Origin of the sequence: Haloflavibacter putidus, from assembly GCF_006546625.1 — a bacterium.
In the GTDB taxonomy this organism is placed as follows: domain Bacteria; phylum Bacteroidota; class Bacteroidia; order Flavobacteriales; family Flavobacteriaceae; genus Mesonia; species Mesonia putida.
On sequence record NZ_VIAR01000005.1, the window covers coordinates 15,971 to 38,134 of the forward strand.

The 22,164-nt window shown below is 32.9% G+C and carries 19 protein-coding genes; all 19 read right to left on the bottom strand.

Annotated elements, in window-relative coordinates; genetic code table 11:
- Nucleotides 1–5 precede the first annotated feature (5 nt).
- The 19 genes from pglX to FKR84_RS06305 all read right to left on the bottom strand — a co-directional run bounded on the left by pglX (nucleotide 6) and on the right by FKR84_RS06305 (nucleotide 22,080).
- Nucleotides 6–3,509, bottom strand: coding sequence for a BREX-1 system adenine-specific DNA-methyltransferase PglX (pglX, locus tag FKR84_RS06215; RefSeq protein WP_141421440.1), 3,504 nt, complete (start codon nucleotides 3,507–3,509; stop codon nucleotides 6–8).
- A gap of 8 nt (nucleotides 3,510–3,517) precedes the next feature.
- The gene (locus FKR84_RS06220) at nucleotides 3,518–5,374 is read right to left on the bottom strand and encodes a DUF262 domain-containing protein (RefSeq protein ID WP_141421441.1); all 1,857 of its coding nucleotides are present in this window, start codon (nucleotides 5,372–5,374) and stop codon (nucleotides 3,518–3,520) included.
- Nucleotides 5,375–5,383: 9 nt separating this feature from the next.
- Nucleotides 5,384–8,881, bottom strand: coding sequence for a BREX system P-loop protein BrxC (brxC, locus tag FKR84_RS06225; protein ID WP_141421442.1), 3,498 nt, complete (start codon nucleotides 8,879–8,881; stop codon nucleotides 5,384–5,386).
- Complete coding sequence (locus FKR84_RS06230; protein WP_141421443.1) at nucleotides 8,878–9,462, bottom strand: DUF1788 domain-containing protein; 585 nt, start codon at nucleotides 9,460–9,462, stop codon at nucleotides 8,878–8,880. The genes brxC and FKR84_RS06230 overlap by 4 nt, the downstream gene beginning before the upstream one ends.
- Complete coding sequence (locus FKR84_RS06235; protein ID WP_141421444.1) at nucleotides 9,462–10,061, bottom strand: DUF1819 family protein; 600 nt, start codon at nucleotides 10,059–10,061, stop codon at nucleotides 9,462–9,464. The genes FKR84_RS06230 and FKR84_RS06235 overlap by 1 nt, the downstream gene beginning before the upstream one ends.
- Complete coding sequence (locus FKR84_RS13550; RefSeq protein WP_141421445.1) at nucleotides 10,061–10,237, bottom strand: helix-turn-helix domain-containing protein; 177 nt, start codon at nucleotides 10,235–10,237, stop codon at nucleotides 10,061–10,063. Before FKR84_RS13550 ends, FKR84_RS06235 begins: the two co-directional genes overlap by 1 nt.
- 468 nt (nucleotides 10,238–10,705) lie before the next feature.
- A complete protein-coding gene (locus FKR84_RS13335) occupies nucleotides 10,706–11,542 on the bottom strand; it encodes a hypothetical protein (protein WP_233357684.1) in 837 nt (278 codons plus the stop codon).
- 187 nt (nucleotides 11,543–11,729) lie between these two features.
- Entirely contained in the window at nucleotides 11,730–12,392 is a 663-nt protein-coding gene (locus tag FKR84_RS06250) for a hypothetical protein (RefSeq protein WP_141421446.1), read from the bottom strand.
- 20 nt (nucleotides 12,393–12,412) lie between these two features.
- Nucleotides 12,413–13,111 carry a hypothetical protein gene (locus tag FKR84_RS06255; protein WP_141421447.1) on the bottom strand — a complete coding sequence of 233 codons (699 nt, stop codon included), beginning with the start codon at nucleotides 13,109–13,111 and terminating at the stop codon, nucleotides 12,413–12,415.
- 399 nt (nucleotides 13,112–13,510) lie between these two features.
- On the bottom strand, nucleotides 13,511–13,795 hold the full coding sequence (locus FKR84_RS06260; RefSeq protein ID WP_141421448.1) for a hypothetical protein: 285 nt from the start codon (nucleotides 13,793–13,795) through the stop codon (nucleotides 13,511–13,513).
- Nucleotides 13,796–14,383: 588 nt separating this feature from the next.
- Nucleotides 14,384–15,046, bottom strand: a complete 663-nt coding sequence (locus FKR84_RS06265) for a hypothetical protein (RefSeq protein ID WP_141421449.1) — start codon at nucleotides 15,044–15,046, stop codon at nucleotides 14,384–14,386.
- Nucleotides 15,047–15,355: 309 nt separating this feature from the next.
- Nucleotides 15,356–16,024, bottom strand: coding sequence for an HNH endonuclease (locus FKR84_RS06270; protein ID WP_141421450.1), 669 nt, complete (start codon nucleotides 16,022–16,024; stop codon nucleotides 15,356–15,358).
- A 3-nt stretch (nucleotides 16,025–16,027) separates the two neighbouring features.
- The gene (locus FKR84_RS06275) at nucleotides 16,028–17,263 is read right to left on the bottom strand and encodes an AAA family ATPase (RefSeq protein ID WP_141421451.1); all 1,236 of its coding nucleotides are present in this window, start codon (nucleotides 17,261–17,263) and stop codon (nucleotides 16,028–16,030) included.
- A gap of 266 nt (nucleotides 17,264–17,529) precedes the next feature.
- Nucleotides 17,530–18,204 (bottom strand): hypothetical protein, encoded by a 675-nt coding sequence (locus FKR84_RS06280; RefSeq protein WP_141421452.1) that lies wholly within the window; start codon nucleotides 18,202–18,204, stop codon nucleotides 17,530–17,532.
- Between the two features lie 29 nt (nucleotides 18,205–18,233).
- Complete coding sequence (locus FKR84_RS06285) at nucleotides 18,234–18,926, bottom strand: ATPase (protein ID WP_141421453.1); 693 nt, start codon at nucleotides 18,924–18,926, stop codon at nucleotides 18,234–18,236.
- On the bottom strand, nucleotides 18,913–19,578 hold the full coding sequence (locus FKR84_RS06290; protein ID WP_141421454.1) for a hypothetical protein: 666 nt from the start codon (nucleotides 19,576–19,578) through the stop codon (nucleotides 18,913–18,915). Before FKR84_RS06290 ends, FKR84_RS06285 begins: the two co-directional genes overlap by 14 nt.
- 4 nt (nucleotides 19,579–19,582) lie before the next feature.
- Complete coding sequence (locus tag FKR84_RS06295) at nucleotides 19,583–19,849, bottom strand: helix-turn-helix domain-containing protein (protein WP_141421455.1); 267 nt, start codon at nucleotides 19,847–19,849, stop codon at nucleotides 19,583–19,585.
- 121 nt (nucleotides 19,850–19,970) lie between these two features.
- On the bottom strand, nucleotides 19,971–20,783 hold the full coding sequence (locus tag FKR84_RS06300) for an RteC domain-containing protein (protein ID WP_233357685.1): 813 nt from the start codon (nucleotides 20,781–20,783) through the stop codon (nucleotides 19,971–19,973).
- A gap of 73 nt (nucleotides 20,784–20,856) precedes the next feature.
- Nucleotides 20,857–22,080, bottom strand: coding sequence for a site-specific integrase (locus FKR84_RS06305; RefSeq protein ID WP_141421457.1), 1,224 nt, complete (start codon nucleotides 22,078–22,080; stop codon nucleotides 20,857–20,859).
- Nucleotides 22,081–22,164 lie beyond the last annotated feature (84 nt).

The window sequence follows — 22,164 nt, forward strand, 5'->3', positions numbered from 1 at the left end:
ATATATTATTTTATTGTGGTTGTATCAATCCAATCAAACTTCTTGACCTTGTCCTTTGCTTTTTTATCATTAAGCCCTTTTACTAATTTAATGGCGTTACCAAACTTGTTGTAGTTGACTAGCACACCATCATCTAAGTCTATTGTGATACGTTCTGTGGCGAGTGGGTATAAAACTTCTCTTTCGTATTCTTGTAGTTCTAGCAACACTGCTTTGAGCTTGTCTTTTTCTTTGGCTGCTTTGGTTTGCTCGCTAGAAGTACCAGACTCAATTAAATGGTCTAGGTGTTCCATACGTGTGTTGAGCTTTTCTCTGTATTCTACTAAGTAGCCATTAAGAATTTGGTTAAGCGTATCTGGTGTGTAGCGGTGCATATAAATAAGCACGTTAAATGCTCCTTTAGGTGATGAGAACATCCAGTAGATAGGACGTTTTTTATAACGCTTTATATGGTCGTTATAAAAGTCCTTTACAAAGAACTTACGGATGTCTTTACCTATGCAATCTTCTATAAATGCAAGATTTTTTTCAAATTGGCTTTCGCCAAAAGTGACTTTTAAAAACTCATAAAAACGACCTACGATATCATCTTCAAACCACTCGTCATCAAGTACTGGGATGATGTTGTCGTCATCTGGCATAAAACTAGCTGCTAGTTGCTGGTTGCTAGTTGCTATTTTTTCCAAATAATCCTCTAAGGTTTCTCCTTGATTGGCTAGGATTAAACCTTCTTTGACTAACGAGTAGCGACCAAACATACAACCTACTGCATAACTTATGAATTGTATAAATACTTCTTTGGCATTAAAAACTAGCTCACCGTTAACAATGTCTGTTTCTTCTTTTAAGATGGTTATATCTTCTAGCGGCACCTCTGGTGTAAGCTCTTCTTGTAAACTATAGATGTCTATAAACTGCTTGTTGAGTTCTTCTTCGTTTTTATGTAGGTGGAAGAATTTATTTGTCCAATACTGTTGGTAGCCATCGTAAGATTCTTCTAGCGTATCTGATTTATGTTTAACGAGTTCGTTTTGAGTAAAATCTAGAGAAGTTTCCCTAGAATTCCATTCAAGAATATAGTCTTCTAAATTACTTTCATTTTTGAAATCAAAGATTCTAGGGTTAATTGGAATTCCTAGAACATTCCCAACATTTAAGGCTAATGTAGGATTAATAATTTCTAAATAATATTTCGCAACTTTAGAATTCAAGAACATCATCATACCATTTAGAGAATAACTTTCTTCATTTAAAGAAAATATCGCTGGTGATACTGAATTATATAAAGCTTCATTAGTCAGTAGTCTAAATGAATTGTTACTTCCTGATATTATAGACCAAGTTATACCTCTTTTATCTCTATTAGTTTCGGAGGTTATTCTTGCGATTTTATCTTTCCTGTAGTGTATTTGACATTCTTTCGTCCACTTTAATACAAATTCATAATTACCGTAATGCTTTCTCGTTTCACCTCCTTTAGAACAAAGTCTCCACTTTTTATCTTTACCGTAATCAATTTTTTGAATTTCCCAGTATTGTCTAAGATATTCAGCATCTTTACCTGATTTACAAGGCCCATCGGACACAAAATATTCATTAATTTTCTTAAATTTCTCAAAAGATTTAATAACAGTTTGTGGTGACCAATATCCTATTGGATGATTTGGGATTTTTAAAAAATTATTTTGATTTGTTTTATAATACCAACCGCATCTCGAATTTTTAATAGCTTCGAGAGCTTTTAAAGATTTTAACTGGGTATTCTTATCATCAACCAATCGAATATAATTTCCTTTTGCGTCAGTGTTTTTTTTAACCAAAGTAAATGCAACATTTTGTACTACTTCACCTCCTATTTCAGGAAAAGTTCTAGCTCCTAAGTGTAAAAGTGTATCAATGTTTATTTCTCTAATTAGTTTTTTACGTAGCCTTTCATAACTGCTTAAAAACATCCACGAATGTTGGTTAATCATTCCTAGATAACCTTTGAGTTGTAAAACTCCCAAACCAGCTTCCATAAAACAAGCCATTAAATCTGCTTTGCTGGCTGGATAATTGGTTTTTACAAAATCAGCAAGAGGGTTGTTCATATTACCACCACCCATATATGGTGGGTTATCTACTACGCAATGATACTTTCGCGAAAGCGAAACCAACTGTGCTAAAGCAATTACAAGTTGCTGTAATTTTTCTTTTATAAAAAGGTCTGAGTTAGTTTGTTCTTTAACCTTTAAAGATTGTAGTGTTTCTTCTAAAAATAAAGTACTTGAATGTGGTACGATGAGTGAACCAAGATTGGTCGCTTGTTGTATGTTTCCTAAATCGTAAAGTAGTTCATTTGATAGTTTGGTGTCTATACTTTTAAATACTTCTCTTATCTCATCCGTAGTTAGTTTTAAGTCTTGGTAGCACAGAATATGCGGTGTCAGTTGTTTTCTAAACACACGTTTATGGTATTCACGAGCTTTCATCATTAAAGCTAATCCTGCTAATTGTGCAGCACGTTCATCAATCTCAAAACCATACAAGTTTTTTTCAACGATAAGCTGCGGTATTTCACTTGGGCTATAACCTTCTTCTTCATAGATTTTGGTCAATAGCTCAAAACCATATACCAAGATGTGACCACTACCACAAGCTTGGTCCAACAAGGTTATTTCTTCAACTGAGTTAATCTTAAGAAAGTCATCACTCTCTGTTGCTGGTGACTCAATGTAATATGGCATATGGTCTTTCAAACTAGAGTTGGGTCTATTTTGCAACCATAGTTTCCCTACTGTATTTTGCACCATATATTCTACAATCCAGCGAGGTGTAAACAATTGGGTAGCTGCTGGTATGTCTTCTTTTTTTACTTTGCCTTTAGCAGCAAAGACCTCATCTTTTCGTTCAGAAATATAAAACTGGTATATCCATCCAATAATTTCTACCTCAGCACAGTCTTCTGTAGACATTCCCTCTCTTATGTCTTGTACTATAGAGAACTCAGAGGTTAAATCGTCTGGTAAGAGTAACTCTGCATAATCGTTAATCTTTTCAAATAGAAAAGGAAAAATGGTGTTGAGGTGGTTACAGGCACCTATGAGTAGTTCCTTATACGCTTCGTTTTGTGCATCGCTACTACGTATGGTACCATCTAGTAATTCAAAAATATGTTTGGTATCTACAGATAGCTCGTTTGGGATGTTACCTTGTTTGGCTTCGTCTAATAGTTCTGGTAAGGTATAACCCTCTTTGGGTGTGATTACGCCTATTTTTATAGGTTGGTAATCGTTAGCATCCATAAAACGCAGTGCCATCAACCTATTAAACCACGTGTACGCCACCTTATCTACAACCTGTTCTTTTGAAGTCTTTTGTATTTCGGCTTTTAGCTTTTTTACCTGTGCTTCTTTTTCTCGTAATACCGCAGAGTCTGTAGTTAACACATAGTCTAGCTTTGCAGCCACTTGTGAAACGATTTTTATACGCGCTTCTTGAGCGAAACTTTTGAGTTGGTTGGTGTTCATAAATTTTACTAATCTTCTGCTAATTCTGTTTCCAATTCTTCCTCCTCTTCCACTTCCACTTCTTTTGGCACTTGAAAGTGTTTATCTATGCCCCATCTATTAATAATCCACTCATTGAGTGTTTCTTTTCTTTTTTTGCAACTCTCTGGTGTCCATTCTTCAAATTCAGCAATTTTCCGTTCTTGCCTTATATCTGAATTTGCATAGCAATGGCCTAAACCAGGTTTTCCTTTCTTTCTATCATATTCAAAATTGGAGTAATGGGAATTATCTTTCGTCAAGACAATATTTGAAATATCGTGTAAGTATAACGCAAGCTCTTCTTGGCTCCAATGTTGTTTCCATTGTGAGTTTTCCGTTGGATTTTGCGGTAGAATATGCTCAAAAGTAGCATCGGTTAAATCTGACCACGCCAACTTCGGTTTAGCTCCTTTTCCTTCTTTTTGCAATAAATACAATTCATATTCATACAGAGTATATCTCAGTAGACGTCTCCACTGGTACCAATTGTGAAAGTCTTGCTGGAGTTCTTTTCTAAAACTATTTTCGTTAGAGTATCTATTTATTAATCCTTTAATCCAGCTCGTGACTGTTTCTACACTTTGTTTATTTTTAAACACGTCATCTGCCCATCTATAAAATTTAGAAAGTCCGGTATTGCTGCGTTTTCCTTCCCATAAGAACACGCGATAGGAAAATAATTCGATTGCTTTTAACAGACTAATATAGCTTTCAATAGATGTTGAATTTGAAAGTACAGACTTTCGAGTCGCGACAATTAAGGGTAGGAAATTAGCAACGTTACCCAAGTTTTTAATTTTAGTTAACCACACATACTCACCTTCAATAATAGAACTTTTACTAGGTTTCATTATTTCTGCATAATGCAATGAAATTTCGGCAAGACCTTGGGTAAATTCTTTTATAAATTGTTTTGTATCTTCTTCAGATCGTATTGAAAAATCTCGTATTGGGATAACATCGTCTGATTTAAAGCCACTATAACTTTTCCAATGTCTAGGCGTGTGTGATTGGTATAATGTCCACGCAATGCGTAAACATCTGTTTTCGCTACCATTACACTTCGCTATATTGGTATAGACCTCTTTCCAGGATTTGTTGATGCGTTTGGTGAAATCTTTCTTCTCATATTGTTCACGAATATTTCTGTAAACCCAATACATTAAATAATTTTTTAATAATTCTAAGGCGGATAAATCTTTACCCCTAGAATTCATCAATTCGAAAGTCATCCCTATTTCACTTTCTTCTTCTATAGGGTAAAATGAAAAGTTTAATTTTCTAATAATGGCATCAAACACATCTCTTAAGTACTCTATTCTTTGTTCTTTTGACTTGTCTTCAAGTTTGTTAGTCAAATGTGTTTTAAAATAATTGTAAGCCTGGAACAATCTTTTTTGATGAATGGTATAAGCCGTTACATTTGTGCTTCCCTTAGTAATTAAGTCATAAAAGAACTCTTCGGTATCATTATTGAGTATTAATCTACTTTTTGAACCTGAATATAAAAGCGGTAGTTTTGATTCAAAAGCATTTTCTCCTAATTTAATTAATTCATTTAAAATTACAGATAAGTATAAACTACTTGTGGTTAATCTTTGTTGACCATCTACTACATCTACCTTTTCTAGTTTATCTATACCATAGTAATCAGTAGGCTTTTCTTTGGGTTGATAAATAACGATAGTACCGGTATAATGATTAGTAATTTTATCGTCTATTAAAGCATCAATATCTTGAGCGAAATCTTTCCATTGAGATTCCTCCCAGGCATAGCCTCTTTGGTAATCTGGAATTCTAAATATTTTTCCTTCTAAAATGTTAGATAAAGTTTTTTTCTCCATAGTTAGTTTTTAAAGTGTAATTTTTAAGTTTTGGTTAATGCGTTTTAGGTAGGCTTCTTTTAAGGCTTCGGTATATGCCAATACATCTTCTTCCGAGGTTAACTCACGGTTTGGATAGTCTATGTGAATAGACGATTTTTTGATATATTTTGCTTTAGGTTCTTCTGCTTTACCAGACTCATCTTTAGGTGCCAGCAATTTAGCTATATGATTGAGCTGGTCGTTGTAGAAGTTGTCTTCAACCTTTCTAATTTCATTACGAATATTACCAATGAAGCGTTCTGCTTTTACTTTCGCTTTAAGCGAAACAATAATCTTCTTAATTTCATCTTGTTGTGCAGTATCTAACTGTTGGAAAGAATCTGTTTTTTCTAAATCTGAGAAAACTGCATCTAGCTTGTGGTTAAAACGTTTTTTCTCACTATCAATGCCATCAATTACTTTTTTGGTTAAGCTATCTTTGGCAGCTTTTGCTATTTGAATAGCATTACCTTTATAAGGAGTTTTACTATTGATTAGTGCCGTCAAGGTTTCAAATTCATCACCTTCTATATAATCTATGTTTGCTGTGTTACTATTGACGACCTTTTTAATATCGAGATAAATATTTGCCTGTTCGCCATTGATAAAGCTTTTAATAGGGTCTAGCAGATCTTCTTTGCCATCTAATAAATCATCCTCAAAATCGCTGATACTGGTCAAATAGTATTTGTAATCTTTGCCTGATAATCGTTGTAATCTTTCACTAAAACCTTCTAAAACAGAAAGGAATGGGAAGTCATTTTTTCTGTAATGTAATTGTTTTACCTCAACAGTGAGATCTTTAATTTTTTCTTTAAAGGCTACCGCAACATCTTTTGCTTCCTTAAGACCTGTAGTCTCATCAAAAGCATCTGCATAGAGTGTTTTTAAGTGTTTTAGTTGCTTTGGATCCACTTCGGCTTGTGGCTCTAATAAAGTAGAACCGTGGTTGGAACTGTTAATTAACGAAGTCAAAACATCTTCATCTTCTAACAAGCTGGCATTTTGCTTTAGCTCAACCTTACCACGTTTATATAATTTTGCGGTAACTGTCCAAATAGCATTAGGATACCAACCGTATGGTTTTTTAGTAAAGTGGGTTTTTATATCATTTAAAGATGTTCTGTCTGATTGCTTTTTTCTTCTTTTGATAAAATTTAGAATTTCAGATTCGGCTTCAGAAATGGTTTTATCATCAGTACCAAATAAATCATCTTGCTTACTGCGTACCGTATTACGAATGGCATCTTCTGTAATTAAGCTACTACCTAGCATCTTTAAGTTAGGATACACCTGCTTGATTAAATCTTGAAAAGCATTTATAACTTTAGTCTTACCCTCTTTACTATGACCAGACTCGTGCTTGCTACCATTCATAAATACGGTTGCTTCTGCCAAGATAGCATTAGCCATTATGATGAGGTTACGTCTCCGTTCTGCATTCTGTTGTGCTTTTTCCTGAAGAATACGTTTTACCTCTACACGATTGGTAGTCGATTGATTTTGCTTTACATATTTGTTAGTACGTAAATACATTTTTAAATCTTTCATAAACAAGGCGTTAGAAGCTAACTTCAGCTTCATACCCGTTGTCCCCATAGTTTGATTTTGATGAAAAATGTCATTATCATAATCCACAAAATTCTCTGTGATGATTTCAATAAACAGCTCCTTTTCTCTACCCAGTGAACTACCATCTATTTTACTGGTGAAATCGTAGTCTTGTTTATTATCTAGAAACTTAATCTTGTTATCACGGATGATTTCATCAAAGAACAATTCTCTAAGAAGTTGTGTAATTGCTTGGTCATCAATATCTGTGTTTTTGATTTCTTCTTCTACATCCTTTTCATCATCGGTTAAGAATTCGTACACATCCCCATTACGCTGCACATAACTTTGGTTTTCAAGAATATTTAAAGCCTCGTCAACCTTTTGGTTATGCTCGTTTAGGTCTACCTGAATATCATCAATAAGTAGTACTGAAACATTTCTTTTGGTTGTTTTAAAGTTGCCAAAGTACTTTACGAGAAACAGTGCTTTGAGTACTTTAATTGCAAAAGGATTATTTAGGTTTCGTTCTGCCATAATTACAGAACTTTGGATCTCTCCACGCAGTTCATTTCTAATCCCTTCGTACATTAAATCAAAGCTCACCAGCGCTTGTGCATCTTTATCTTCAATGATTTGAGTCACTTGCTGAAAAACACCTAGCATAGAGCGTTCACCTACGGAAGCGTGCTTTCCTTGAAATGCATTGTGCGTAGACAAGGCTCTACGACATTGTTGGAATAAGTCAAATTGATAAGGTATAAAGGGAAACTTATTCCCAAAATCTGAGGCATCATTAAAGCCTTTAAATTGCACCCCGGCCTCAGAAAAAGAAAGTAAGGTATCTAATTGTGCACTCGTCTCTTTATAAGAAGCAATTAATTGTTTTTGAGCGTCTTCGTTTTTACTTAACAATCTTTTTTCGATTACTTCATCAACGTTTGCTGAGGTTAGTGGTACTTTAATTGCAAATCTTGCCTGTATACGAGAAAAGTCATTTTGCTGGCTTTTGTTCATATCACCTACCACCTTTTCCATATCTTCTTGAGAAGTTACCAGAATCCAAGAATTCCCTTTAGTACGAGTTGCTAAGGTTTCTGCAACTGTTTGAAGATTTAACATCAACTTTGTATTGTCGCTAATGTATTGGCCCACCTCATCTACAAAAAAGTTTAGGCGAAAACCTTTAGGTTTGGTAGAGATGTATTCTTGTACACGTTCGCAGAAGTCTTCGATTGATGAGGTGCTGTCTTTACGCATTGTATCGATAATATTTTGATACTTAGAGGCATCATCATCAAACAATTCACCTAAAACTTCACCTAGTTTTCGTTTTACTTTTGGAGCAAAATATTTTCTTCTATCATCTGTCCAATTCTTACCACTTTTTTCTAGGTACAACTCTTGAAAAGATTCCCATTTGCTTTCGCTATTTAGCCACATCTCAAACTCAGCGACAGGTTTTTTTGAACCATAAAAACCTAAATGGTCATAGAAGACCTTATAAAACACAGATAAGATAGCATTTGGGTCTTCCTTACTTGTAATTTGTGCTTGTTGATCAATATTGAACAAAACAGACTCTGAAGGGATTTTGGTAGCTGCAAGAACATCCCCTTTGAGCATTTCATCATTAGTGATTTTACTTGCAAACACTTTTCCGCTTTTTTCCCCATTAAACTCTTTGTTTTCAAAAACATAAGACAATATTTTAAGCAAGTGGGATTTACCACTACCAAAGAAGCCTGATATCCAAACCCCATTCACACCACTGTAATTGTTATAAGCTTGAAATAGGTCTCTTATTTTTTTACCTATTTCGTTTGTAATTACATACTCTTCGACTTCATTAGAAATTTGGTCTCGGTCATCTGCTTTGATAACGGTTTCAATATTCCTGTTAATGTCTTTCTCGAAAAAATCTTTTATTATCATTGCTTTGCTTCTATGTTGTCAATGTTAAATGCTCTATAGTAATTGTCATCTTTCAATAAACCGAATAAGTTTAGAGAATGGCCATTATATTCACCAGGAAAAAATGCTACAGTTGGTGAATCTTTTGCTATGCTTTGCAAATTATTTAGGATGGTGTGTGAACGTATAAAAGGGAACACCAAGCCAATCCCTGTTAGAAAATACACCTTAGCTGATGATGCTTTAATAAGGGTATCAATTTTAGGCATTAATACCTGATGAATTTCAAGTACAGATTGGATTGCATCTAAAAATTCTTCCTTATCCATTTCCTTCTCAATACTGAAGAATTCTTCTAATCCTATTTCTTCCTCCAGAATACTACACGCAATATCGTATAAGTTTAATTCTAATACGGGCACACCCGAAGTTTCTAATTTTTTGATGAGACGCTTCGTTGCATCTTCCACTTTAAGCTGCTGTTTAGCCTCATAGGCTGCGATGAAAAAAGGAATTTCACCACCTAGCGCTTCTTTGCTAAGAAATCTATCTGAGGAAACGACATCGTATAAGTGTTTAAATTTATTGGTTAGGTTTTGCATCAATTAAAATTTTCAATATCTATATCACTAACAAAAAATAGTTTAAGCCATTTTTTATCATCATTTGCAATAACTCTCATTAGTTTGCTATCTAACAATTGAGGTTGAATTTCTTTATTTTTAGTATTATCAATAATTCCAGCTTCTACTAAGGTTCTAAACAGAACTTGACGAATTTTCTCGTTAGTAGCCTCAGTAAAATTTTGCATTTTGTAATATGTTTCAAGCTTTCTTCTAAAAAACGATCTATATTCTCCTTCGGTTAGAGTATAGTCAAAAACCAATACTTTTTCTCTACAAACTTCAATGACAAAATCTCTAATAAAACCGTACACCTTGCACATAGCCAAGAAAGCTATCTGTTTTTGTTCATAAAAATCACCATTCAATAAAATGTCAATTTGCTGTTCATTTAAACTATCTAAACGTTTATTTATTTCAATTAAAAATCTTTTTCCAGAGCTGGTTTTACCTTGTCCTATTTCTTGGATAATATCGAAATTCCTTTTATTTTTATTTACCATAGCCACCTTTACCAACTCTTTTACTCTTAATGAAAGCGCTGTAAACCCAAAATCATATTTTTCTTCTAACAGCATCAGTTCACCAGGTCTTTTATAGGCACTTCTAATAGTTGGCTTAATTTGACTAAATTTTTTTTACTTGGGCTAGATTTTTCTTTTACCCAGTTGGACATCGTAACTGTACTGACCCCCATACGTTGAGCTAGATAAGACTGTTTAAGCCCCTTGGATTTGATTACATCTTTCAGCATTAGTTTAAAAAAAATTAAAGTTTAGCTTGAGTAAAGATAAAAGAATTAATGATTTGAGTAGACGAGTTTTTTAGAAATTCTTTTTACTTCATATTAAAAGTGCATCTATCCTATTTTCCTTAGCCCCAAAAATGATTGGAGTGCTATTTCAAATTTTAAATAATATGTTTGAAATATGAACAACAAAAAAGAGAGTTTAAATAGAAGTGCTTTATAATGAAATAGATTATTGATTAACAAGCAATCAAATTGTTTGAGTACTCAACTATTTAATTCATAAAAAAACTTAGAAAAATATGTATGGACAATGAGGGGTGTTTTGTTTTAATTATTGTCAACGGTCTAGATTATGAGTAGATGCGTGGGTTAGCACGAAACTTTGCAAATACACACAAAACTGAAAATTCCGAAGAAACTTTCAGAAGTAGCACAGAACAAGTAATACTTATTGTCATTGCCAGTAGTATTTTATTTTAAATATTCTATATCAACATTTCTGTCAAACATATGTAAAACACATTTTCTCAATTTTCCTTGATTATGATAAATAGACAATCCATAATCAGAAAATGAAGCTCCCATTTGGTCTGTTCCAAATCCAACTAGTTCAATTTTTTCATTATCAGCAGATTGAATTTTCATTTGTTTTGGTGCCATTTGAACGCTTGGTTGTCCGCCATCTGTATTGAAAAGTGTGACAGTCAATCCGTCACCGCCAGTGATATTCGGCTCAACTTTTATTGCTCTTGGTGCTCCTTTGTGAGGACCTGAAACTCTAATCCCATTTTCGTAACGTATGTGATCTGAAGAATGAAAAACAAATTCTAGGCCATTATCCTCGCTTTTTCCATCAGAATAAAATTCTATCATTTTATCTGGTGTACTAAATGAAAAAGTGATTTTAGCTATTTTTCCATCTTGCAAAAATAAATTACAACAATATGGTTCATTACTGTTGAAATCCGTGTGGCTTCTTGTTTCTCCGACTGTCATTTTAAACATTGTAATTCCCATATTACTATCCCCATTTCCTGAACTTGGAACTTTTATTAATTGAAGTCTGTCTGTGGAAGTTATGAAAATGTCAAAATCATTTTCTTTTGATAATTCAGAGTATAAATTTGAATCGCCAAAACTAATTACCGAAACTGTGCCGTTTGCAGTTTGTTTTTCTCTATTTGTAATTATTTGGGTCGTTTCTCCAAAATCTATCTTTTTTCCTCCTTTCCATATTTCATAACGGTTTGGTTTAAAATTAAATTCTTGAAAATTTAATTTTTGGAAAGGTTCAAATGAATCATACATATATTTTTATGTTTAAATTTCTATTGTATTTGAGTTTTGTTATATTACTGGCAACGTTTAGTATATAAAAAGTAGGCGATTTCGAAGCTCTGAACGTTCGGTTAAGCAATAAAGTTTGATTAGAGCTAAAAGCCTTGAGTTTATTACTGATTCGCCTATTTTTTATATATATTGTTGGAACACGTTTTTATTCTTTAATTCCTTCCTCAATATACTTTTTCGCTCCAAATGGTTTCATAGACACTTCTCGAACTTCTATCGCATGAATGTTTGACTCTGGAATTCCCATTAGTTGTCTTTTGTCGGTAAATTCTGTTTCTAATATTCCGTAATACATTTTGTCGTTAGGGTCTTTTGCGACCAAATAAACATTAGCTTTTCTGTCGGAACTTTGTAAATGAGCGATTACTAAAGGATTTGTGGTGTCTTCTTTTAAATCTTCAAAAGCATTTTCAAGTCTTTTATTCAAATCAAGTGAAATTGAATATGAAATGTCGTCTAATTGTAATGAGTCAAATGGCGTTTCCTCAAATCCAATTAAGTGAACATTTTTGTGATAAGCTATTTCTTCTCTTTGACCATTTTTTATTTCTTCTCGAAACCGAAATTCCGACAAATTCAATCGGACAATCTCTTCGTTTTGTGCTTTTTCAATTATTGATTTAGTCAAATATGAATTGAAATCAACGATAAAACGTTTTCCTTCACTTCCAAAAATGTACGGTCGATAATCGGAATTTAAAAGTCCAAAATCCTGATATTCCACTTCTACTAATTCAATTATTGCTATCCGTTGATTGGTGACCTCCATTTCGGAATCTACAATATTTAATACTCTAAAATCTTTCATTTTTATTCAATTTTCTTTTACTAAATGCCATTAAACACAGATAAAAGTCCCATTTGGTGAAACTTGTCGTAATTGTTTTTATGTTCAACTGTTGGGTTTAAACTGTATCCATTCTCATTTTTAAAATAGGCTCCAAAAGCACCTTGAATTCCGTAATCATCATCTAGGAAACACTGTGGAAATCCGTCCATTGAAAATAGCAAGTCAATGTTAAGGCCATTTGAATTTAAAGATTTGTCAAATTGCATAGCGTGTAAATGAGGAAATGGACCTATCTGGTCAATCACAGATTGCGAAAGTCCGTTTGCTTTTAATTGATACATTTCTTTAACCATTTCAAATGTTTCTCTTGAAAAGGCTGCAATAATTCCGCTCTCTCGAATATCCATAAATTTAACTTCAACATTCGTTGGGTTAATTTCATTCACAGGTTTGTAGTCGTTTTTAAATTCATTGAGAATGGTTACTGTCAGTTTACCCGAACTCAAAAAACCTCCTTTTTCAAACTCATAAAATCCGATAGGTTTGAAATACATTCCGCTATTGTCTCTGCAAAGCATTTCGAGATTAATGTTACCGTATTTTGTTTTGAATAGTCGAAAAGACATATCTCGACTATCAACAGGTGTTTTTTCATTTCCTGATTTGAACTGTGCTTTAGCTTTTACTAAAGTGTCTTTTTCAAACAATACACTTACCATTTCTTGTGTTGGTGTCATTTTCAACGGTTTTTTTAAATGTGTTACAACTTGTGTATATCCCCAAAAATATATAACTTTTTCGATATATTTTAATATATATAGGGATTTTTATTAAATACCACTAGGTTTTATGTTTATTTAAGAAGCAGATGATATCATTTTTGAGGTCTTGTCTTAGATATGCTATGGGCTCTCCTACTTCAGGGGAAGGCGATGTTACAATGCTGAAATCAAGTATTTTTTGATAAATGAATTGCTCTCCCAGGAAACGGACTAAATGCTCATAAATTTCATTAATTATGGTTGTTGTGTTTGATAAAAACATATTCCGGACAATATTTCCTAACCCCAAATCGTCTTGATTCCTCACAGGTTTTATAGATATAATATGTTAGTTCATTAAATTGGATTTTTAAATTATTTTGCTTTAATAAAAATGGATCCGTTTTTAATTTCCGCTGCTGTGCTATCCGCTTCTTCAAAAACTGTAATTACAAGTCCCTCTAACTTTGGTGGATTATGCATTAAAGCGACAATAACTTCTATGAAAATCGGGTTTCCTCTGGCATTGAAATTTATTATAATCTTCTCATTTACAATACTAACGGTAAAGAATAAATCTTGCAATGACAGGTGTAGAAAAATTAGCCTAAGTGCAATCTGATAAAAAAATGGGGCCGGATTTATTTCTTGCTGTTTCAATATCAATTGTTAAATTGATTAGGCTCTCTAGCTTTGCTACAGCTTCATAAATAAAATCGTTATTGCGATACATAGTTTTTTGTTCATTATTTTTAACTGTTCAGTGACAATGAACATTAAAATATAATGAACTTAGAAGGAAAAGACAAGGAATAATTAATAGAAACAACCTAAGGAAATTGTTTTGAACCCTATAAAATAAGAGTACTCTTTCTTTTAGTTACCTCTAGTCTTTTTGCTCAAGATGCCGTTATCACAGTTAACGAAGTCCGTGATTATATTGGGCAGGAAGTAACTTTACAAGGTAAAATAAATCAAATTGTTCATTTAACTACTTTGCCTATGAGGGTAAAACAATAAAGGTTTTAGATACTATAGAAACTTTTCGGGGCAAGCCTCAAATGGTTGTTAATGGTCCTGGACAGATGGAGGTTTTGGAGTAGGTGTATTTGGTGACGTGTTTGTATATGACAAGTAAGGTGCAGAAAAGAGCGAAATTTTCGGTTTAGCACAGGTTTTAGCAATTTCAAGTGGATTCGGACGTAGTTTCCCTAAGGTTTGGGACTCCGTAATTGCGGTTATACATTGCTAGGCACTGGCTTTTATCCGCTTTCTTAATTCAGATTTCGCTTTATTTAGGTCAATATTCAGTTCGTTTTCAATATCCATAATCAGTGTTTTTCCATATTGCCATAGGAATTTGTCAAGTTCATAATTAGAATAATTCTCTAAGCTCAATTCTCGTTTAAATTTATCAAATGTTATGTAAAATTCATTAAAATTCTCAGGGTTTTTAAATGTGATTTTAGTTTTATTTTTTTGTCCTAAATATCCTTTAATTATAATCCAAATGTAGCTATCGTAAATTGGCGTTTTGTATTCGCTCAAAAAGTGAACATATTTTGAAGCAAATGAAAGATTGTTTCTTTTAAAACGATTCCCTTTATTATTCGTCCACTCAATGTTTGAAATCTTATCCACGAATTTTACGTAATCATTGAGTTCATTTAGCTTAATTTTTTCGCTGTTTACATTTATGATTTTCTCAACAACAGGATTTATATTTGTGATTGCAGTCGAATAGATTTTATTCAGAGCAGCAACTTTAATCAGCACATTATATTTGTCATTATCATTGTCAAAAGTCCGAAATAATTTGAGCAGATTTTCATTCAGCTCGTTTCCTTCTTCACGAGAATATTGGGCGAGTATTTTAGTAATAAATTCTTTAGTTGGTTTTTGTAATTGCATTTTTTTAGCTTGTGGCTAACTAGTTATATCACCTCAAATATACATTTTTAATACAATTTTTTACTGGATCAAGCGCTACAAGGTTATTAGAGCGTAAATCTGGTAGGTGCACAATTAGCCTGTCGAGGCTGGATTGGTTTATAAGGCAGGCGGAATAATACCGTCTAGACAACGGTCTAGTATAAGAATAGTAGCGGGTTTTCTATCCTAAACCTTTCGGTTTTGCACTGACCTTTATTTTATATATATAATTTCGTTTATCACTTAAACCGCTATTATTTTTATACATTGTTGGGCACTGGCTTTTTTTTAATCAAAGTATTGCTCTAATTCAGCTCTCATAACTTCATTTTCGCGAATTATCCATCTTTTAAAAGCGGTAAAATTTGATGATTTTTTCAAATGTCTTTTTATATGAGCTAAAAAATTAGCTTTATCATCATCGTCAAAACCGTCAGAATAGTAATTAAATAAATATTCTTGAAAATCTCTTATCTCTTCCAAAATCTTGTTTCTTAGATTACTAGATTCGATAGTTTTCAACTTAGTTGTACCATTAAAAACAGCATTTAATAATTCAGCTGTGGAAAGTGTTGATTGATTTTGGTCTAGAGGTTCAATTGTAACTGTTTCTTTTGGAAACGGTTTCATTGTTATTTTTAGTCTATTTTCTATATCTTCATTAATATCTGTGCAGTCAATAATATCACCATAGTTGTCAAGTTTAGTATTATTACAATGACTACAAGACCAAAATAGATTATCCCATTGGAACTTTAAATCCTGATTGCCTTTGTGAGGTCTAAAATGTTCAACATTTATTGTTACAGGTTCTTTATAACCACAGATGTAACACTTGTTTTTAAAATCGGTTTTTATTCTTTCTAATACGTCACCACATTTGTAATCACCATTTGCTTTTGCTTTTTCGGTATCCAAACATTCTGGTGCTGGTTGAGATTTTTCAAAATGCACCATAATTTACTCTTCTTTTTTCTTTTTGGTTAATTCTTTTAGACTCAGCTCTTGAAGTTTAACCAATAATTCATTAGAGAGATACTTTGGTGAATGAGCGAAATAGTTTCTTAAGTCAATAAGATTTTTTCTTTGTTCAGGTGTTAAATCATCTTTCTCAACTAGTTTTTCAAACTCTTTAATCTTAATCTTTATTTCATCTGAGTATTTGTCAGTCTTAAAATAACTTTCTATCAATGCATCATATGAATAATTGGATAAGTCAGTAGTAACTATTTTAGTTTCTAAATCACAAATTGTTGCATTGGAAATGGATGATAAAACGAAAGGTGAATGAGTCGTTACAATAAATTGAATTCTTGGAAAGAAATCTGTTAAAAAAGGAAGTATCTTTTTTTGTAAGTCAACGTGTAGGTGAGTTTCAATTTCATCTATAATTACGATTCCTTCTAAATCATAAGTTTTAACATTATGAGCTTCCATTCTCAAAATAAGTTCGGAAACTATACTAATAATAGCTGAATAACCGTCTGATAAATTATTGAAATTGAAAGGCTCAATTTCATTGGTTATAATTTCAAAATTATAAGACTTTCTGTCAAACTTAAGTTTGAGAGAATCAAAATCAAAAATATTCTTAAGTCGCTCTTCAAATCTTTTGAACCAATCGTCAATTTTGTTGACAGTTTCAATTTCATCATCGTCTCGTGCAAATGACCTGTCAGCTTTTAGGTTAACTAAATACTGAATGAAATTGGTATTGACTTTATCTTGTATTCTATATTTCTTTTTTAAATCTAATTTTTTTATTCCTTGAGGAATATTCAAATTACTCAATCTTTTTGAGTCAAAAAATGATAATAAAAACTCTCCTTTTTGACATTGGTTGTGAATTTCCATTGTTTCGTTTGAAAACTGAATTTCTGTGCCACCGAATTGATTAAACCAATTTTCCAAATGTCTAATGGTATTTTCAGTTTGTGCAATTTGCTTCTTGTCAGTTAATGCTTTTATCCTGTTTTTAGAAAAGCTTAGACTTTGATTTTGAGCATCCCAACTTTGAAAACTTCCATTGTCAATTTGGGTTAAATACTTGTTCAACTCCAAAAGAAGACTAGTTTTTCCACTACCATTTTTCCCTGTTAGAATTAAATGTTGTCTTTTTTCTTTCGAAAGAGGAATATTAAAGTCTTTTATATTCCTAGAATAGTTAATTTTTATATTGGTTATAAAGTTTTCCATTTAGTTTTTTTTCAGCTTGTGCCCAACTGGTTATATCAACTCAAATATACACTTTTAATACAATTTTTTACTGGATCAACCGCCTCAAGGTTATTGGGGCGAAAATCTAGCAGGTTGACAGTCACCCTGTCGAGGCTGACTTGCTTTTTAAGGCAAGGAGAACACTATGCAATCGTGCACCAGCGAAGGCAACTAGTTCGTATTCCCAAAAATATATAACTTTTTCGATATATGTTACTATTTATAGGGTTTTTTATTAAATACCACTAGGTTTTATGTTTATTTAAGAAGCAGGTGATATCATTTTTGAGGTCTTGTTTTAGATATGCTATGGGCTCCCCTACCCCTGGAAATGGTGATTTCACAAAGCTGAAATCAAGTATTTTCTGGTAAATGAATTGCTCTCCTAAAAAACGAACTAAGTGTTCATAAATTTGATTGATAAGGCTTGCTGTATCTTGGATAAAGACATATCCCGGGCAGTATATCATTACGGCATAACGTCTTGATTCTTCACAGAATTCATTTATAAAATAGGTGAGTTCACTGAACTGGAATTTTATATTATTTGTTTTGATGCTAATAGCGTTGTTTACAATGTCATCTGCTGTGCTATCGGCTTCTTCAAAGGCTGTAATTTCAATTCTTTCTAACTTCGGTGCTTTTTGAACTAAAGCTACAATAGCTTCTATAAAAATTGGGTTTCCTCTGGCATAGAAATTTATAAAAATTTGCTCATTTACAAAACTAACGGTAAAGGACAAATCTTTGCAGTAATAGTTAAGATGTAAATTAAAAGCGTTCATAAATTCCTTAATTGCACTTTGAGAGGGGTGGTTTTGAACCATGTATATATGCTGGCGGAACCAGCTCCAAAAATGTTGTGGATTGTTATAAATGACTTGTTTTTTTAATTCGGTTTTGATTGAAATCTGTATCATTTTATTTGATTTTAGTAGTTGGCTAATAATTATCTTTTGTCTTGGGTATGGGGATGAAATGCGATGAGGTTGAGCATTTCTCTGAGCTTTGATCGCACGCGTTTGCCGTAGCGCTCTTCTATTTCACTAGCGTTTAGGTTGGTGGTAATATGCGTCATTCTCTTTGTAAAAAACTTGGGTTTAGTTCTGTAATTGGTATAAAACTCGTGTCTACTAAGCAGCACCTCAGCCATTACGTTTGTATCTTTACCATAGAAACGACCCGTTGGCTCTAGGCCGAGATCATAAAAGCAATAAGTCTTTTGATTGCCGTATTGAGAGATGATCTTACTCCCATGTTCATTATAAGCGAAGGTAATTTCGCGCGCCGTTACCATTTGGTATTCGGGTTTTTGGTAGCATATTTCTGGCATAAGCTGCATAAGCGAAGTTTTGCCCACACCAACGGGGCCAGATAGCAAAACACCTTTATTGAGGTTGAGGTGTAGCCTTTTGGCGTTGCGCTTATCTTGGATCATAAGTACGCAGAGTTTGTAAATCAGTTCGTAATCGGATGAATTAATTTTAAAATGGCTCCCAAAGCGTTCTTTGCCTTTCGCGGTTAAGAAAGCAACCACTTGTTTTAGGCTATAATGAAAATGATTATCGTGTTTTATGGCAAGGCAAAACTCTTGGTTATTGGCCGCCTTAATAAGTTTACCTATAGGATTAGAGTGGTTCATTGTACATTTTGTTTTGGTTGAGTTGATGATTATTATCGATACCTTTTTGATTAAACTGCTGAAAACCTTTGGCTGAGGTCAGCCACTTTTTAGCCAGGGGTTGCCAATTTGTGATTGGCTTCACCCCTGCTATGTTCCAGTTGAGCTTCTCATAATACGCGATAAACTTTTCTGCCTCCATTATTAAATCAAGCTTGCTTGATTGATCTTCTTTTTTAAAAAAGTGGATGACTTCATTTTTAAAATTCAGCTTAAGCTGTTTATAAGATTTATAATCTTTATATAGTTTATATATGTTTATATATGGTGGTAGTACATGTTTACCACTTGTTCCCTGCATGTTTATCGCTTGTTTAGCTTTTGGGTAAAAATTACCTAAGCTAAAGCGACTGCTTTGATAGACGTTCTTGGACGGATAATAGCGGATGTAATTCCACTTTTGAAGTTCGTTCAGGCATTTGTAATAAGTTTTTGTGGAACCTATTTTTGAATACTGCATAAGCTCCTCTCGCCCTGCTTGGAATTCAGTTTTGAATCTGCTTGCATTCGCAAATTGAAACAGGGCCATATAAAGAGAAATATGTGTTGGCCTGAGCTTTGTATCTTCATGAATCTTCCGGAACGCCTGGTTAAGGTGTTCGATGTAGTTCATGAGACTAGATTTTATTATCCATTAAAAGTTTATCAATTTGCTCAACATCATAATAATACGAGCCACCAATCTTACTACAAGGAATAACATTATTCACCCTATAATTCAGCAAGGTGGGTTTTGAGATATTGAGATACTCCGCTGCCTCATCCGTTCTTAGCCAGCGTTTTTTAATAGCGTTTTTCTGATTGAGTTCAATCTCATTTAACTTGTTTAGGAGATCATTTTTTAAATCTGTTAAGTGTTTTGTGGTTACAATTTCTGCGTTCATAGTGTTTGATTTTGATTAATACTTGTTTTGAGACTTTCCAGGAGTAAAAATCAGTATGAAGCAGAAACAAATCACCCGATATCAGGTAGATATCGGGTGAAAATTTAACATTTAAGTATGCCTATAAATTGTTTTTCAGTGCAAATTCAAGTTTATTAATGAATTTTGTAAGATCCTTACGGTTCTTTATATCATCAATTGTTTGGTAGTAATTTTTAGGAAGTTTAATATGAAAAGCTTTCGAAAGAGATTGGATAATTTCTTTGATCGTTGTATCCCCGTTATTGATTGACTTGGAATAATAAAGCGCATAAGCGATTTCGACAAAATCTGTTGAACTTGCTGTCCAAGGATGCCTAACATCGAGATTTGATATTTCTATTTTACCGGAATTTTTTTGATGTTGTCTTTTATCCAGGTAAGATTTAAATTTTTCTATTGCTAGGCTTTTCGCATAAATACCACTGTATGCACACTCATAAAAGTCGTATGAAAGTGCTTTTACATACATATCATTATTAGAAGAATTCGATTCTGATGCTGTAAAATAAAGCTTATCTACTTTATCTGGATAGTATCTTAGATTGAAAATAAATTCTTTATGTTTATCATAGAACTTATCTATTTTTTTTAAGGTCTTATCATAAATTTTTTCTTTTTTTAAAGCTGACTTACCTATAAGCTCAACTTCGAAATCTCTAACCTTTTTATAAAAATAAATATGCTGCGTTATACTCGGCTTCACATACTTAAAGAATCTTGTTTGCTTTGAAATGGATTTGTCTTCATCTGTATAATATATTTGTTTAAGCTTGACAAGATATTCTTTTGACATGGACAAAGCTTCAATAGCTTCATTTACAACTTCCTGCGATTTATTTTGAATTTGTTTTAATTCCTCATCAAAAGCATTGATTATTAACTGATACTCCATTATCAACCATATATTTAACATAAATATTAGTAAATATATAATTTTAAATAATATCAACACTAAATAAATATATTCATTTGTTTCTTATTGCACTTTTAGGATTATCAATACTTTCTAAGCTTCTTAAGTCTTCAGACACTTTTGTATCAACGATTCGCGCATAAATTTGTGTTGTAGAAAGCTTGGTATGACCTAATAGTTTAGACACTGTTTCAATTGGAACTCCATTAGACAAAGTGACTGTTGTAGCAAAAGTATGTCTAGCAATATGAGAAGATAATGCTTGTTTGATGTTAAGCTCTTCAGCAATTTGTTTGAGGTATTTATTCATTCGTTGATTTGTAAAGACCGGTAATAACTTATCGGTTTTACAGACGCGCGGATGATCTTTATATTTCTGAATGATTTGCAATGGCAATTCTAATAGCGGAATTCTTAAGGAAGTATTTGTTTTCTGCCGGCGTGTATAAATCCATTTTTTACCGTCAATCCCTAATGTTATTTCATCTTTAGCAAGTTTCTTTAAATCTGAATAAGCAAGACCCGTATGACAAGCAAAAAGAAAAACATCTTTAACCACCTCTAAAGTGTCGTTTTCAAAGTCTGCATTAATGAGCTTGGCAAGATCGGTTTTTGTAAGATAGCCTTTATCAACTTGCTCAAACCTTAGCTTAAAGCGTTTGACAGTATTCTTTTCAATCCACTCTAAATCTTCTGCAAAGTTAATGAGTTTCTTTAGTCTCTCAAGATGCTTCATTAAGCCATTATTGTTTAGGCCGTCCTGCTCTCTCAGGAAATCTTCAAAATCAATCATAAACTTATAATTGACTTGTTTGATATAAACATCAGTTGATTTGTACTTTAGCCTGACAAACTCATTTAGATACTTTTGGGTAGTGTAATAATTCTTAAGCGTTCCTTTCTTTAAAGTCGCTTTCATTTTTTGTTGATGGTAGTTTATAAGCTGATTGAGGGTTTCATATTTTACATCAAGACCAAGATATCTATTCTTAATCAGTATTGGTGTGAGAAATTCGCCTTGGCGTTCAATTTCCTCACAGATTGATGTAATTTTAGATTTCGCTTTGTCAATTGTGTTATTGACTTTTCGTGACTCAATAGAACTGCCTTTCGCTTTTTGAGCTTTGGCGCTCCATTGCTCTAGCTTAATTTTAATCCCTAAGCTGATCTCTACTCTTTTTCCATCTTTGGTGATTCTTAAATAAATCGGGACTTGGTTTAAAGAATCTTTTTTTGCCTTTTTAACCCAGGCTAGGATTGTGACTTTTGGTAACATAACTTTTTCGATTAGAGGATTAATCGAAAAGTCTCAAAACAAGCAAAGGAATTTATTGAAATAGGTTGAATGGAAAGTCTGCCT